Source organism: Lysinibacillus sp. NPDC096382, assembly GCF_044762845.1.
Lineage (GTDB): Bacteria > Bacillota > Bacilli > Bacillales_A > Planococcaceae > Lysinibacillus.
In genome coordinates this window covers 77,528-92,009 of record NZ_JBIWFC010000020.1, presented here as the reverse complement: position 1 = coordinate 92,009, position 14,482 = coordinate 77,528, and the positions used below count along the sequence as shown (strand labels likewise).

Sequence of the window (14,482 nt, the reverse complement as noted above, 5' to 3'; positions counted from 1 at the left end):
TAATGCTGGAGAGGATTTTTTACGGCTGCATATTCATCCAACTATCAACATGATGAATGGCAAAACCATTATAACTTTTTTTATTGGCATAATATTGATGAACTTGTGCTAACTGTTTGTTCATATAGGCTTCTCCATCATCATAGAAGGTAATAGTATTTCCTTCATCAGTGGCTCCTGTTTCCACACCAATAACAATTGACTTTTTTACTTTTTTTGCATAATTTATTTCATGTTCAACGATATTAATAATGTCTTTAGCAACATCTCGATAAGCCATTATTGAAACACTTTCCACTTGGTCAATTACCCAGTCAGCTAATAAACCTTTACCGAATTGGTTTTTGTATGTAATTTCGTCAAACCAAAATGGCATATCAACTTCCAATGGCAATAGTAATCGGTCGGTATCCCCTTTCGCTCTAGTAAGAAGCGCTTGATAGGATTCAATCGTTTTCGCTTGGTTCGAGCTCCAGCCACTATTTAAATAGGGCTCTACATCAAGATGAACGCCAGAAAATTGCTCTGTTGCTGCTGCATTCCCATTATATGTTTGTAACCAATCAAATAGCTGATCCTGCATTTTATAGCCTTCTGTTGAAACCCAACTTGTAGAACCATCTAACGCATATACTTTTATCCCTTTTGCCGTTGCTTTATCGATAAAACTTTTGTAAAAATTACTTGCTATATCACTATTAATTTGTAAATATAATTTATTAACTTGTTTGCTTTCTAAAAATGAAAGTACTCCTGATTCATCTTCAACAATCTTTGTCGTGTCCCATAACCAAGTAGCCCTATCCTGCATGGCCATTGCGTCTACCTTTCCCATTGTTAATCCTAGCGTACTTACAATTGCTACTATAAAAACAATGATCGCTTTTGATAGTGAACGACTTCCCATATATTACATCTCCATTCTATTGGCCGAGGCTCATAGAATAGAACCTGGCAACCTGACAATCATGCACTAAAATAGTGTTTAGACTCATGGCTTTGCGTCCTTCCCTTTCGGTGAAGTTTGCCTTTTACAGTAGTTTTCTTACCATACATAATACGATGTTAGTATGGATATGTCAGTAGGTAAATCGCATAATTTTATTGATAACTTTCAAATATGTGCATATGAACACAGGTTATTTTTACTATGTTAGAAATAAGTAATTATGTTGATAACTTGTAGCGATTGAAAAATCGCGGATAGAAGATTATGGAGATATATCGATTCCTTTCATATCTTTAATTGAAAAATAATTTGTATATAATGTAGCCTATGAATAACACTAAAACTAATATTAACGTCTCTTTCCAACCCATACCATTTAAATTTCCGCTAGTTCCCCTATTTATTCCATCGTTTAAAGAGCCAGTAGGATTGTTTTTTATTTCACTTTGCCTTAAGTGTTCTCTTTTTTCTTCAGGTGTTTGCTTTTTCTCTGTATCCATATGACAAATACCTCCTCAAAAAAGAATTATTTACTTATTTGTTTCGCAGCCCATCGGACGTCCCAATGAAAGCGACTAGTCGGAACGAAAATCAACGACACGTTTTGGTGATAAGCTTAATATTCGACATAGGTATTCAGTTTCCTTTTAATAAAGCTACTTAAAAAGAAAGACAGAATCACACATTTGTAATTCTGTCTCAAATATTATCTATGAAATATTGTATTGAATGATTTAATCATACAAAAACTTATGCCTCTGCGTTTTCTTTTTCATTTTCAAGCATTTTGTGTAAATAATTTATTATTTCACGTATACCTTCTAATGAATTCACAAGTATCTTCGGGTCAACGTATGTGATCATACGATTTTCAAGATTAGCCACAGCTGTAAAATAGCGTGTTTTTGAATAATTAACAAGTCCCATCTGCTTTAATACCGACTCATCAAAATCAAGAATTTCACGAGCTTCTGTTACAAGTAATCCATAATTCACAACATCCGTGTTCAATACTATAATCCGTGCTGTTACAGCATTAGAAGAACGATTATAAAGAATACGCTCAAAATCAAGCACAGGGACAAGCTCGCCACGAATTCTTGTGAAGCCTAGAAGATAATTAGGCAAGTGAGGAATCGGTGTTACTTGCTCTAACTTTTCAATCGAAATCGCTTGTTCTACAGGTACGGCATATTCCTCTGTACCACAAGCAAAAACTACTGCCTTTACACTTTCCATGCGGTCACATCCTCGATTTTTGTAGTTATTTTTTCGCAGACTCTTTGATGATTTCAACAAGTAAATCCGCTAATTTTTCTAATTCTTCGACTGGGATTTTTTCATTTGTTGTATGAATATCCTCGTATCCAACAGAAAGATTTACTGTAGGGATGCCAAAGCCCGCAATAACATTAGCATCGGAACCTCCGCCTGAAATACCAAGCTTTGGTGTACGATCGATGTTGTGTACAGCTGCCATTGCCACTTGCACAACTTTATCTGATTCTGTTACACGGAATCCAGGATACATTAGCTTCACTTCAACTTCAGCCTTCGCACCTAAGGAAGCCGCTACTTGCTCAAACGTCTCCTGCATATGCTTCGTTTGGGCATCTAGCTTCGCTTTGTCTATCGAACGAGCCTCCGCGAGAATTGTTACTTCGTCACATACAATATTTGTTGCCTGCCCACCCTCAAAGCGACCAATATTAGCTGTTGTTTCTTCATCTAATCGACCTAGCTTCATTTGTGCAATACATTTGGAAGCAACCGTAATCGCAGACACTCCTTTTTCTGGAGCGACACCAGCGTGTGCTGTTTTCCCAATTATTTTAACAGAAATTTTTGCTTGGAATGGAGCCGCTGTTACAATTCCTCCTACTTTGCCATCACTGTCTACAGCAAAGCCGTATTTCGCTTTAATTTTAGATGGATCTAACTCTTTAGCGCCAACGAGCCCACTTTCCTCGCCAGCTGTAATAATAAATTCAATATCACCATGTTCAATATTTTGCTCTTTTAAGCGTTTAGCCATTTCAAATAATGCGGCAAGACCTGCTTTGTCATCAGCACCTAAAATAGTTGTACCATCTGAAACGATATAGCCATCTTCACGAAGAGATGGTTTAATCCCTTTACCTGGGACAACTGTATCCATATGAGAAGTAAAATAAATTGGGTCAATATCTAATGAACCCTTTAGCGTAGCAAGTATATTACCTGCTCCATGCCCGTTACGAGTATGTGCATCATCTTGTTCTACTGTAAAACCAAGTGCTGTTAATTTGTCGATTAAAATCGGCGCAATCACTTCTTCATGTTTTGTTTCTGAATCGATTTGTACGAGCTCAAAAAACTCTTCTACTAAACGACTTGTCATGTTGTAGGACTCCCTTAGTTTACGTGTTATCCACGTCATAGTTATCTTCTATATTTTAGCATACTGCTGCGTTTGGTAAAATAAAACGATTACATTGTTTTTCAATTGATGGCTATAATTATCCTCTTCAATTTAATTCGCAAATTATAGACGGGTAAAAGTGCTTTTTTAGCGGACTACTTTTTTGAAGATAAATGGAAATTTATGTTAAAATTAATATTTTATAGATTATTCACGTCAATTTTGGGGGTGCGGTGACTTGAAGAAAAAAGTTATAATTATTGTTTCTTTGTTGGTTGTAATTATATTGTTGCATTCAACACCAAGTATGGCATTAAGAACACATATATTTTTAATGGGTTATCCAAAAGCCGCAATTTCTTCAGGGATTATTGAAGATAAAGAACATAATGCAGTAGATAAAGATAAATTTGCTGAATTAAATGCCAAAGCATACACCCTAACAAATCCTCCAATAGAAAAAGCTACTCATGGCGAATTAAGAAACTTTCTTGTGAGGAAATTTGGATTTTTGCATTTTGCAGAATACTACGGTGATACTTAATAACCTTCGTCAGTCAAACAGGGGCTTTACACAAAAAAACGCTCAGATTATTGAGCGTTTTTTTCTGCTTTTTATGTTATTACTAATTTACCGTTAAAGGGAAAGTCTTTTTACAGATTACTTTTGAAAGATCGCTTCTTTTTCTTTATGTAGAGACTGCAAATAGCCATCTGCCTTATTATGTTTATCCTGTAGACGTAAGATCGTATTATGTACATCATCTTGTACACGAGAAACCTGCTCTCTTGCGGTAGATATTTTAGAATGGACAGACCAAGCTGAAAAAATATCATCAAAGAAATAGTCCGCAAATTTTACAAATCCATCTGTTTCAACTGCTAACGATTTCGTTGACATATCTTGTACATCCAGTAGTTCGTTTTGGAAGCGCTGTAATGCAATTTGAGCATTATGAAGATAATTTTCGGACTCATCAAGTGCATCATGCTTTAAATGTGTAGCAATGAGACCCCCACCAAAAAACGTATCCCATGCTGAGTAACCACTTGCAGAATGCAAGGACTCTGCAGCTTGTCCAAGCTTAGTAAGTGCTGCTTCACCAGCTTCTTCTGCTTCCCCTATCTCTATAATAAGTTGTTTCGTTAACATTTCTTCGTGCGCTAATTGTTCAAGCCTTTTTGCCTGTTCAGGCTCATGTATTTGTAAATAGCCTTTCTTTTTAGCATTTAATTGCTTTAAAACTTCATGCAACTCATGTTCGTTAATTTGAGTAAGTTTAGTGTTTATTTGCCGTAAATCATCTGTCAAATCAAGTTCCATCTTCTTTGCTTCATTTATTTTTAATTCAAGAATAGCTGCTTCATCAATTTTTTCTGCACGTAGCTCATCTTGTTGCCCTGCCCACGTACGAATCGTATTCATAAAAGAAAAACCTTCTAACTTATCGAGTTTCAAACGAATTTGATTGAGTGCTTTAGAATGTTTGTAAATTTCCTGTTGTGCACGCTCGATTTGCCTTTCAATTAAATCCTTTTGTTCACTTAACCTACTAGCAGTTCTTAATTGTGCATGAATCATTTCTTGCTCTTTTTGTAATTGTTTCCATTCCATCCATCTCAACTCCTCATATATATGTACGAATGAAAATAGGGAATGTTTCAATTATCTGTTATTTCCAATAGATCTTTTATTATCAAATGTTCGTAAAAAGAAAGCCTAGTAACCCCAAAGGATACTAGGCTTGTACAATTTTTATAGAGGAATGTTTCCGTGCTTTTTCTCTGGACGTGTTTCATGTTTGTTTGATAACATATCTAGCCCTTGAATTAGCTTAATACGTGTATCACGTGGGTCGATAACATCGTCTACCATACCGCGAGATGCCGCCACGTATGGATTTGCAAATTTATCCTTATATTCTTCAATTTTCGCTGCACGCGTTGCTTCTGGATCTTCCGATTTTGCAATTTCACGCGCGAAGATAATGTTAGCTGCACCTGCCGCACCCATAACCGCAATTTCTGCGTTAGGCCAAGCAAATACTAAGTCTGCCCCAATTGATTTAGAGTTAAGGGCAACATACGCACCACCATATGCTTTACGCAGAATCACTGTAATTTTTGGTACAGTTGCTTCTGAGTATGCATAAAGGATTTTCGCTCCGTGACGAATGATACCGCCATGCTCTTGTTTAACGCCTGGGAAGAAACCAGAAACGTCTTCAAATGTGATGATTGGTATATTATAAGCATCACAAGTACGAATAAAACGAGCAGCCTTGTCTGAAGAGTCAATATCTAATCCACCAGCTAATACTTTAGGTTGGTTACATACAAGACCAACTGATTCACCAGCAATACGCGCAAAACCAACTACAACGTTTTTCGCAAATTCTGCATGAACTTCCATAAACGAGCCTTCGTCCACTATTTGCTCGACTACTTTTCGTACATCATAAGGACGAGTTGTTTCGATCGGTACAGTATCCACGATTTCCGGACGATAGTCATCACCCTCTGGACGTGCCTGACGAGGAGCTTTTTCTTTATTATTTTGTGGTAAGTAGCTTAATAGCTTCTTAATTTGATCAATAGCTTCTTCTTCAGATGGTGCGCGGAAGTGTGCATTACCACTTACAGCGTTGTTTACTTTTGAACCACCTAAATCTTCAGCAGAAATTTTTTCACCTGTTACTGTTTCAATAACTTTCGGTCCTGTAATAAACATTTGAGATGTCTTATCAACCATTAGAATGAAGTCTGTAATTGCTGGAGAATATACCGCCCCACCAGCACATGGTCCCATGATAACTGAGATTTGAGGAATTACCCCAGAGTAGATTGCATTACGATAGAAAATATGACCATAACCATCAAGTGAAAGTACACCCTCTTGAATACGAGCGCCACCTGAATCATTAATACCGATAAATGGTGTACCATTTTTTGCAGCTAAATCCATTACTGTTGCCATTTTTTTTGCGTGCATTTCACCAAGTGCTCCCCCAAATACTGTGAAATCTTGAGAGAATAAGTATACTGAACGTCCATTAATTTTACCGAAACCAGTTACTACACCATCCCCAGGACCTTCCATCTTGTCCATGCCAAAGTCTACTGTACGGTGTGTAATGAATGGGTTGATCTCGAAAAATGTACCTTCGTCTAGTAATAATTCAATACGCTCACGAGCAGTTAATTTGCCTTTATCATGCTGCTTCTCGATGCGCTCATAGCCGCCACCAAGTTCAATTACTGTCTTACGGTCATACAAGTCATTAATTTTATCGAACATATCCATACTGATCACTTATCCCCTTTTCCACTTTTATCGCATAATTCATATAACACACCGAAAGATGATTTCGGATGCATAAAAGCAACTTCTGCACCACCAGCACCTGGTCCTGGCTCTTCAGATAAAAGACGGACGCCTTTTTCACGAAGCTCAGCCATACGCTCACGAATACCTGTTACACCGAAAGCTACATGATGGATACCTTCTCCACGTTTTTCGATGTATCCGTGAATAGTACTTTTTTCACTCATCGGTTCTAATAACTCAATTTTTACATTACCCGCATCAATGAATGCAACACGAACCTGTTGAGATTCTACTTCTTCCACTTTCAGCAGCTTTAGGCCTAAAGTTTCTGTATAATATGTAATGCGTTCATTAAGATCGCGGACTGCAATCCCAATATGATCTACTCTCTCCATGGTGACATCTCCTTCTGTTATGGTACATAATCTATTTTACAGACTTTTTCGTCAAAACTCTACTACTTGAGAAATTTTTCAGATTTGCTAAACTATTTATATGAAAAGAAGGAGCGAACGAGCATATGAGTAATAAAAAATTTCAAAAAATTGTCGTTTATACGATGATAGCAATCATGGTAATTTCATCTCTAGCATTCGGCTTATCAATGCTAGTGTAATGGAAAGCTAGGCGTCCGCATTACTGCGGGCGCTTTTTCTTTACCTTTAAGCCCTTAAAAGACTGCTTAATTTCTAAATATCGATCCATTTCCTCAATAAATTGATAGAGAGCCGCTTGTGCTAAAAATTGCTCATGATTTTTTGGTAAAGGTAATTGGGCGAAATCTAACTTTACCTGCTCTAACTTCCCCCTAAAATGACTAGCCGTATTTCCTGAATGAACATGCTCACCGAGGTCTTGTAAAAAGTCAGCGACGATCACCGCCTCTTGTACTATAACAGGAAGTGCCGTTATTTTCGGAAGAACCCTATCGATAATTTCTAGTTGCTGTTCACGCATATCAAAATATACGTAGTAGTCATTTTCACGTCTCGTAAAATGATTTTCAACATCTTTAAATGCTAGGGATTTCGCACTATTTAATGTTTTAATGGCGTCAATAATTTCCTGCCCATCCCACAATGTATCGCCTTCTCTTAAATAGTTGGCGATTTCTAAAAAAATCTTACTGTAAAGTTCCTCAATTTTAACTCTATAGTAATTTAATTCCTTTTGAATGTCTGGCATATACATATTTATAGCTATTCCCGTACCATATCCAATTGCCATTAATGCGAATTCATTAGAAACTAGTGCCAATGAAAAGCTTTTAGCTGCATAAATATGCATGATAATTACTGCACTAGAGACAAAACCATCTGCAACCTTCAAAGATACAATTGTTGGTATGAATACGATCAGCATACCTGCAAATGTAAGCGGATGATAGGAAAATAGCTCAAAGCTCAAAAATGCATAAAGCATACCGATAATACTTGCGACGAATCGTGTATAAGCAGCATGAAGAGATTTTTTCTTCGTTGGCTGTACACATAATATTGTTAGAATACCAGCAGATGCATAAGAAGCTAATTCAAAGTATTGGGCAATGGCAATAGCGATTGCTGCACCAAAGGCCGTTTTTAATGTACGATAGCCGATTGAAAACTTCTTCAAGTCGACTGCCTCCTATCTTTTAGTACTCTAATTTTACATACGTGTTGATTAGCCTTATTTCACAAACATAGGCTCAAACCATAATGTGTGGTTGATTTCCGTTCCGGCTGGGCGCTTTCCTAGGGGCGTCCGATGAGCCGCTTCACTCGCGTTGCTCGCTCCAGGGTCTCATCTGTGACGCTGATCCCCAAGGAGTCGCCCATCCTCCACTACAATCAACAATATTCATTGAATACGTTTTACAAATGTCATCAATAACTTTTGGCGACGAGCGACAATTGAAGTAGTCCAAGAAAAATAAAGGATTTCACCACAAATAATGCCCAATATTGCTTATCAACACACCTGTTAATTTTATTGATTTCGAATTTCAGATTATTCATTTAGCCAATATTACAAATATTTCGAACGTCAATTGGCCAGGTATATTGAAAAATAAAAGGAAGCTATAACACCATGCTAATCGAGGATCAATTAGCATGGCCAAGTAGTAAGCCACCGCAGATATTTTGTAGCTGCGGGGCAACATACTTATAGAATAGCTTCTCTTTTAACTTCTAAGAATAAAATTAAAGTTCGTCGCAATATTCCTCAAAGTTTGCTTGTAAGTTTGTTACTACTGACATTGGGTCATGTCCCTCAATTTCATAGCGTCCAACTTCTGCTACTACTTGTCCATCCTTTAATAACACAAATGATGGGGAAGATGGTAAATGATCTTCACCGAAGTGATAACGAGCAGCTGCAGTTGCTTCTTTATCTTGACCAGCAAATACTGTTACAAGATGGTCTGGACGTTTATCGTAATGTACGCTTTGTGCTGCTGCTGGACGTGCGATACCTCCTGCACAGCCACATACAGAGTTTACCATGACTAAAGTTGTACCTGGACGGGCAAATGCCTCTTCAACAGCTTCTGGCGTGCGAAGCTGCTCATAACCAGCACCCTCAATTTCTGCACGTGCTGTTTTTAAAATTTCTTGCATAAATAAATCGTAATCCATATTCATATAGCGATAAGCTCCTTTCAAGTTCGCGCCATCTTAAACTAATAGCTTTAGATATTGGACGCACATTTCATCTCCTATCATAGCAGTTAGCGACGAATTTGTGCACCTAGTTGCTCATAACAAAGGTAATATTATTTCTGTGATTGTTCATCGCTAAACAAACGATCTACACCTTGTGTGACTGTCAACTGTCCATTTAAAATTTGACGTTCTAAAAGTTGTACCTGTGCTTTACGTTCTGGATTACCATAAAACATATCGATTAAATGGTCGGTAATCATCGATTGGAACCAATCTCTCGTCTGATTTTGGCGTCTAATTGACCAGTAATTATTTGCCTCAACAATTTGTCTGAACTCCCCTATTGTACTCCAGACTTTGTCGAGACCACGTTTTTCCCACGAGCTTACCGGCATTGCTGTGGACATCCACCCTGGGGTTGCAGGCTGTAAGAAATGTAAAATTTGCTTATACTCAGATACCGTTTTTTTAGCAAGACGAACATTATCACCATCAGCCTTATGAACAACAATGGCATCCGCTAACTCCATAATGCCCTTTTTCATGCCTTGTAGCTCGTCCCCGGCACCTGTTAAAACTAACAGCAAGAAGAAATCAACCATACCGCGGACATATGTTTCACTTTGTCCAACACCGACTGTTTCTATTAAAATGACATCGTAGCCAGCCGCTTCACAAACAAGCATCGTTTCACGTGTCTTCTTATGAACACCCCCTAGGGTACCAGCTGATGGAGAGGGACGAACAAATGCATTAGGCTTTTTCACGAGCTCCTCCATTCGAGTCTTATCGCCTAATATACTTCCTCCCGATAAAGAAGAGCTTGGATCAATCGCAAGAACTGCCACTTTTTTCTCCATCTCACAAAGCATCGTTCCGAAAGCCTCAATAAACGAACTCTTTCCAGCACCAGGAACGCCTGTGATCCCAATACGGACACTGTTTCCTGTATGTGGTAGAAGCTCTTGAAGAAGTTCTTGTGCTTGCACTTTATGTGTAGCATTTGAACTTTCAATGAGAGTAATAGCTTTTGACAAGTGTGTACGAGAGCTTGCACGTACTTCTTGTGCAAGCTCCTGAATGTTTAAATTGTCTGCTTTTTTCTTTCGGAATTTTTTCGGTGTACCATATTGCATTCCGTCGTGAGTTGCCTCTACTCCGTCCATAACAAATAGCGCACTTTCAGGCATTCCTTTATTTTTGTCCATTATTCAGACACTTCCTCATAGCCTAAACGTTTATAAATCTCTTCAATAATCTTTTGTGCCGATACAGGAATAACTGTACCAGGTCCAAATATCGCTACCGCGCCAGCTTCATAAAGGAATTCATAATCTTGTGCTGGAATAACACCTCCAACAATAATAATGATATCTTCGCGGCCCAGTTTTTCTAACTCTGCTACTAATTCAGGAACAAGCGTTTTATGACCAGCTGCTAATGAAGATACACCAATGACATGAACATCGTTTTCTACAGCCATTTGAGCTGCTTCAGCAGGTGTCATAAATAGTGGTGAAATATCTACATCAAAGCCTAAGTCAGCATACCCTGTTGCCACAACCTTCGCACCACGGTCATGTCCATCTTGTCCCATTTTCGCTACTAAAATACGTGGGCGACGACCTTCGTTTTCAAGGAACTCCTCTGTCATTTGCTTCATTTCAGCAATTTGCTCCTCATCTGAGAAGTTTGCAGAGTAAACGCCAGAGATTGAACGAATTACTGCTTTATGGCGACCTGAAACAACTTCGATTGCATCAGAAATTTCACCTAAAGAAGCACGAGCACGCGCTGCATCTACAGCTATCGCTAATAAGTTTTCTTCACCATCTTGCGCAGCTTTCGTTAATCGAGCTAGATGCTTTTGTACTTCTGCTTCATCACGAGCTGCCTTCATTGCTTCTAAACGTTCAATTTGCTTTTGACGAACTAATGTATTATCAATGTCAAGAATTTCGATAGGTTCTTCTTTTTCTAGACGATATTTATTTACACCTACGATTGTTTCTGTTTTAGAGTCGATTTTCGCTTGACGTTTTGCCGCAGCCTCTTCGACTTTCATTTTTGGAAGACCTGTTTCAATCGCTTTCGCCATACCGCCTAGTTCTTCGATTTCTTCAATTAATGTCCACGCAGATTTTGTAATTTCGTCTGTTAATTTTTCCACATAGTATGAACCGCCCCAAGGATCAATAACCTTTGTCATTGCCGTTTCTTCTTGTAGGAACAGCTGGGTATTACGTGCAATACGTGCAGAGAAATCAGTTGGTAGAGCAATCGCTTCATCAAGTGCATTTGTGTGAAGAGATTGCGTATGCCCCATTGAAGACGCATTCGCTTCAATTAGTGTACGTGCCACATTATTAAATGGATCTTGCTCTGTTAAAGACCAACCAGATGTTTGTGAGTGTGTACGAAGTGCTAATGTCTTAGGGTTTTTCGGATTAAACGTTGACATCATTTGTGCCCAAATTCGACGTGCAGCACGCATTTTTGCAACCTCCATATAATAGTTCATACCAATTGCCCAGAAGAATGATAGACGAGGAGCAAAGGCATCAATATCGATTCCAGCTTTTAGCCCTGTACGAACATATTCAAGACCATCTGCTAGTGTATAAGCAAGTTCGATGTCATTTGTTGCCCCCGCTTCTTGAATATGGTAACCAGAGATTGAAATTGAGTTAAATTTCGGCATAAATTTCGCTGTATATTCAAAAATATCTGCAATAATTTTTATAGACATCGCTGGTGGATAAATATATGTGTTACGAACCATGTATTCTTTTAAAATGTCGTTTTGGATTGTACCCGCTAATTGGTCTGGTGTAACGCCTTGCTCTTCAGCAGCAACGATATAGAATGCAAGAACTGGTAATACAGCACCATTCATTGTCATAGAAACTGACATTTGATCCAAAGGAATTTGATCAAATAAAATCTTCATATCTTCTACAGAGTCAATCGCAACACCAGCTTTACCAACATCCCCTGTTACACGAGGATGATCTGAGTCATAGCCACGGTGAGTTGCTAAGTCAAAGGCAACAGAAAGACCTTTTTGACCCATTGCTAGATTACGTTTGTAGAATGCATTTGATTCTTCAGCTGTTGAGAAACCAGCATATTGGCGAACAGTCCAAGGACGAGCAACATACATAGTAGGGTATGGACCGCGCGTATTTGGCGCTATACCCGCTACATCGTTTAAATGTTTTGCCTCTTTAATATCTTCTTTTGTGTATACATCTTTAATCTCGATACCTTCATTAGTCATAAATTTTTCTTCTGACGCTTGAGGAGCTTCGACTGCTAAAATTTTTTCGATTTCAACTGCACTAAAATTTGGCTTGCTCATCGTTGGACCTCCTTCATGCTAGCGAACACTGAGTCTAATTTTTCGATGATGTTCTGTCCTGCGAAAATAAAGCCGTTTAAGCCATTTGCTAACCAAGCTTCTTCTTCGTCTTTAAATTTGCCGGTAACGTCAACAATTACGTTAGCTGGTTTGCCTGCTAAAATTGCTGGTACTAATTCTTTTGTATCGTCATCATTACCTGCAATTACCACATATGTTGCTTCTGTAGCGTTTAACCAAGCTAATGCTTCTTCAGCTGTAGCAACTGGTTCGCTTTTTTCTGGTACTAGACCTACAGTGTTTAAGAAACCTGACACGAAATCAGCACGTGGTTTTGAACTTTTAAGTGTGCCTAATGATAAGATTCCAGTTTTCACATTTGACGTAGTCATTACCGCACGTAATTGCTCAAAAGGTATAGCAATTCGCTTAATTTCTGCAAACATTGGGTTTGTTGCGCTTTCAAGTACATCTGCTGGATTAGCATAAATATTTGTACCTATTAATGATTGCTTACGCGTTTGTACCGCTTTTATACGAGCTTGATAGGATTTTTCTAGTTCCTCCGTAAGCTTTCCAGATGCAATGTAAGCGTCAATACCTTCAGCTGCTTCAATTTCTAAGAATAATGCCCAAGCTTCTTTCACAAAATCTGCTGTTAATGACTCAATAAAGTAAGAGCCACCAGCTGGGTCTATAACTTTTAAAACATTTGTTTCTTCTTTTAAGATTAACGATACATTCCGTGCAATACGAACCGATTGATCGGTTGGCTTCGTTAATGCATCATGAGGGTGAACTGTAAAGACATCCGCACCGCCAATTAAGCCAGAAAGAGCTTCATTCGCTGAACGTAATAAGTTTACATAAACATCCAGCTTAGAGAAGCTTCTTAATGATGTTTCAGCAATAGTTGGAACTTTTACGCTATTAGATACTCCATAAGCGGATGAGAACGCTTTCCAAAGTACTTTAAAAGCACGGAGTTTTGCAATCTCTGTAAAGAACGGTGTATCCACTGCAAAAGATACATAAAATTTCTTCGCGAACGCTTCAAAGCTTTCTTCTTGTTTTGCGTATTTTGCGGCTAATGCAAGTGCATATGCTAACTCTTGCACAGCATTTGCTCCTTTATTATGATAAATCGTCGTATCCGCACCGATTGAGCGCACGCTCGGGAAATTATTTAAAGAGATAGGATTTTTAGATACGATGAAACCTTTGACAGTTTCTCGCTGATTAACTGCTATTTTGTCGAACACTGCTAATAATGGATCATTTGAATTTTCAACCACAATTTTAAACGAATATTCTGAGAAATAAGTCCCTAATTGTACCAATACTTCTTCAGTCCATTCGAAATTTACACGGCTATCAATTGTTACTACTTCATTGCCTCGAGCTAAGCTATCATCAAGCTGTGCAAAAAATGCTTCACTAGTATCAGCATATATTTGTTGTGCCACTTGAAATGCTTCGTTATTTTGTAGGGAACGGATTGTAGCAACTTGTTTATCAAGTTCTTCACCAAGTTTTGCTACTAAACTTTCTTGGGTGTAAAGAGGTTCTAATGTAATACCTTCACTCGTTTTCGTTAAAAGAGACTCGAATGGTTTCCCTTTTAAAGCCTTGATTGCTGCATCTTGCCATTCTGAATAGGACGGCTTTTCAAATTCAATATTTTTCATGTTGTTTGACATGCGGACGCTTAATCAGCTTCCCCCCTTAGTAGTTTCTATTTGTTATTCTACATGACAAATTGCGACTCGGAAAGCAAAAAAAAATCGGAAACCGTTAT

14 protein-coding genes and 1 riboswitch are annotated in these 14,482 nt (G+C 38.2%); of the genes, 2 read left to right on the top strand and 12 right to left on the bottom strand.

Features of this window, described 5'->3' with window-relative positions; translation table 11 throughout:
* Nucleotides 1-19: 19 nt before the first annotated feature.
* The 4 genes from ACIQZA_RS21415 to ACIQZA_RS21400 form a co-directional block, all read right to left on the bottom strand.
* On the bottom strand, nucleotides 20-907 hold the full coding sequence (locus ACIQZA_RS21415; protein WP_402883751.1) for an amidase: 888 nt from the start codon (nucleotides 905-907) through the stop codon (nucleotides 20-22).
* Between the two features lie 43 nt (nucleotides 908-950).
* Nucleotides 951-1,039, bottom strand: a riboswitch (cyclic di-GMP riboswitch).
* 203 nt (nucleotides 1,040-1,242) lie between these two features.
* A complete protein-coding gene (locus tag ACIQZA_RS21410) occupies nucleotides 1,243-1,449 on the bottom strand; it encodes a DUF6366 family protein (protein ID WP_402883750.1) in 207 nt (68 codons plus the stop codon).
* 250 nt (nucleotides 1,450-1,699) lie between these two features.
* The gene (locus ACIQZA_RS21405; RefSeq protein WP_402883748.1) at nucleotides 1,700-2,188 is read right to left on the bottom strand and encodes a chemotaxis protein CheW; all 489 of its coding nucleotides are present in this window, start codon (nucleotides 2,186-2,188) and stop codon (nucleotides 1,700-1,702) included.
* A gap of 25 nt (nucleotides 2,189-2,213) precedes the next feature.
* Entirely contained in the window at nucleotides 2,214-3,329 is a 1,116-nt protein-coding gene (locus ACIQZA_RS21400) for a M20/M25/M40 family metallo-hydrolase (RefSeq protein ID WP_400936621.1), read from the bottom strand.
* Nucleotides 3,330-3,588: 259 nt separating this feature from the next.
* Here ACIQZA_RS21400 and ACIQZA_RS21395 point away from each other — a divergent pair, with 259 nt between their 5' ends.
* On the top strand, nucleotides 3,589-3,894 hold the full coding sequence (locus ACIQZA_RS21395; protein WP_400936619.1) for a hypothetical protein: 306 nt from the start codon (nucleotides 3,589-3,591) through the stop codon (nucleotides 3,892-3,894).
* Between the two features lie 117 nt (nucleotides 3,895-4,011).
* Here the strand turns inward: ACIQZA_RS21395 and ACIQZA_RS21390 are convergent, their stop codons facing one another.
* The 3 genes from ACIQZA_RS21390 to mce form a co-directional block, all read right to left on the bottom strand.
* The gene (locus tag ACIQZA_RS21390) at nucleotides 4,012-4,965 is read right to left on the bottom strand and encodes a hypothetical protein (protein WP_402883746.1); all 954 of its coding nucleotides are present in this window, start codon (nucleotides 4,963-4,965) and stop codon (nucleotides 4,012-4,014) included.
* 141 nt (nucleotides 4,966-5,106) lie between these two features.
* Complete coding sequence (locus tag ACIQZA_RS21385; protein ID WP_400936615.1) at nucleotides 5,107-6,654, bottom strand: acyl-CoA carboxylase subunit beta; 1,548 nt, start codon at nucleotides 6,652-6,654, stop codon at nucleotides 5,107-5,109.
* Between the two features lie 5 nt (nucleotides 6,655-6,659).
* On the bottom strand, nucleotides 6,660-7,073 hold the full coding sequence (gene mce / locus ACIQZA_RS21380) for a methylmalonyl-CoA epimerase (protein WP_132356629.1): 414 nt from the start codon (nucleotides 7,071-7,073) through the stop codon (nucleotides 6,660-6,662).
* 125 nt (nucleotides 7,074-7,198) lie between these two features.
* Here mce and prli42 point away from each other — a divergent pair, with 125 nt between their 5' ends.
* Nucleotides 7,199-7,294, top strand: coding sequence for a stressosome-associated protein Prli42 (gene prli42, locus ACIQZA_RS21375; RefSeq protein ID WP_156304613.1), 96 nt, complete (start codon nucleotides 7,199-7,201; stop codon nucleotides 7,292-7,294).
* Between the two features lie 20 nt (nucleotides 7,295-7,314).
* On the opposite strand, the gene ACIQZA_RS21370 is transcribed toward prli42, so the two are convergent.
* The 5 genes from ACIQZA_RS21370 to ACIQZA_RS21350 form a co-directional block, all read right to left on the bottom strand.
* Complete coding sequence (locus tag ACIQZA_RS21370) at nucleotides 7,315-8,292, bottom strand: aromatic acid exporter family protein (protein ID WP_402883744.1); 978 nt, start codon at nucleotides 8,290-8,292, stop codon at nucleotides 7,315-7,317.
* A 569-nt stretch (nucleotides 8,293-8,861) separates the two neighbouring features.
* Complete coding sequence (locus tag ACIQZA_RS21365; RefSeq protein ID WP_370081645.1) at nucleotides 8,862-9,302, bottom strand: BrxA/BrxB family bacilliredoxin; 441 nt, start codon at nucleotides 9,300-9,302, stop codon at nucleotides 8,862-8,864.
* Nucleotides 9,303-9,433: 131 nt separating this feature from the next.
* Entirely contained in the window at nucleotides 9,434-10,531 is a 1,098-nt protein-coding gene (gene meaB, locus ACIQZA_RS21360) for a methylmalonyl Co-A mutase-associated GTPase MeaB (RefSeq protein ID WP_400936610.1), read from the bottom strand.
* The gene (scpA, locus tag ACIQZA_RS21355; RefSeq protein ID WP_400936608.1) at nucleotides 10,531-12,684 is read right to left on the bottom strand and encodes a methylmalonyl-CoA mutase; all 2,154 of its coding nucleotides are present in this window, start codon (nucleotides 12,682-12,684) and stop codon (nucleotides 10,531-10,533) included. The genes meaB and scpA overlap by 1 nt, the downstream gene beginning before the upstream one ends.
* Nucleotides 12,681-14,372 carry a methylmalonyl-CoA mutase family protein gene (locus ACIQZA_RS21350; RefSeq protein ID WP_402883742.1) on the bottom strand — a complete coding sequence of 564 codons (1,692 nt, stop codon included), beginning with the start codon at nucleotides 14,370-14,372 and terminating at the stop codon, nucleotides 12,681-12,683. Before ACIQZA_RS21350 ends, scpA begins: the two co-directional genes overlap by 4 nt.
* Nucleotides 14,373-14,482: the final 110 nt, after the last annotated feature.

Bases quoted from the DNA above. Each gene is read 5' to 3' on its own strand.
- ACIQZA_RS21415 (WP_402883751.1), bottom strand. From the start codon at position 907: ATGGGAAGTCGTTCACTATCAAAAGCGATCATTGTTTTTATAGTAGCA.
- ACIQZA_RS21410 (WP_402883750.1), bottom strand. From the start codon at position 1,449: ATGGATACAGAGAAAAAGCAAACACCTGAAGAAAAAAGAGAACACTTA.
- ACIQZA_RS21405 (WP_402883748.1), bottom strand. From the start codon at position 2,188: ATGGAAAGTGTAAAGGCAGTAGTTTTTGCTTGTGGTACAGAGGAATAT.
- ACIQZA_RS21400 (WP_400936621.1), bottom strand. From the start codon at position 3,329: ATGACAAGTCGTTTAGTAGAAGAGTTTTTTGAGCTCGTACAAATCGAT.
- ACIQZA_RS21390 (WP_402883746.1), bottom strand. From the start codon at position 4,965: ATGGAATGGAAACAATTACAAAAAGAGCAAGAAATGATTCATGCACAA.
- ACIQZA_RS21385 (WP_400936615.1), bottom strand. From the start codon at position 6,654: ATGGATATGTTCGATAAAATTAATGACTTGTATGACCGTAAGACAGTA.
- mce (WP_132356629.1), bottom strand. From the start codon at position 7,073: ATGGAGAGAGTAGATCATATTGGGATTGCAGTCCGCGATCTTAATGAA.
- prli42 (WP_156304613.1), top strand. From the start codon at position 7,199: ATGAGTAATAAAAAATTTCAAAAAATTGTCGTTTATACGATGATAGCA.
- ACIQZA_RS21365 (WP_370081645.1), bottom strand. From the start codon at position 9,302: ATGAATATGGATTACGATTTATTTATGCAAGAAATTTTAAAAACAGCA.
- meaB (WP_400936610.1), bottom strand. From the start codon at position 10,531: ATGGACAAAAATAAAGGAATGCCTGAAAGTGCGCTATTTGTTATGGAC.
- scpA (WP_400936608.1), bottom strand. From the start codon at position 12,684: ATGAGCAAGCCAAATTTTAGTGCAGTTGAAATCGAAAAAATTTTAGCA.
- ACIQZA_RS21350 (WP_402883742.1), bottom strand. From the start codon at position 14,372: ATGAAAAATATTGAATTTGAAAAGCCGTCCTATTCAGAATGGCAAGAT.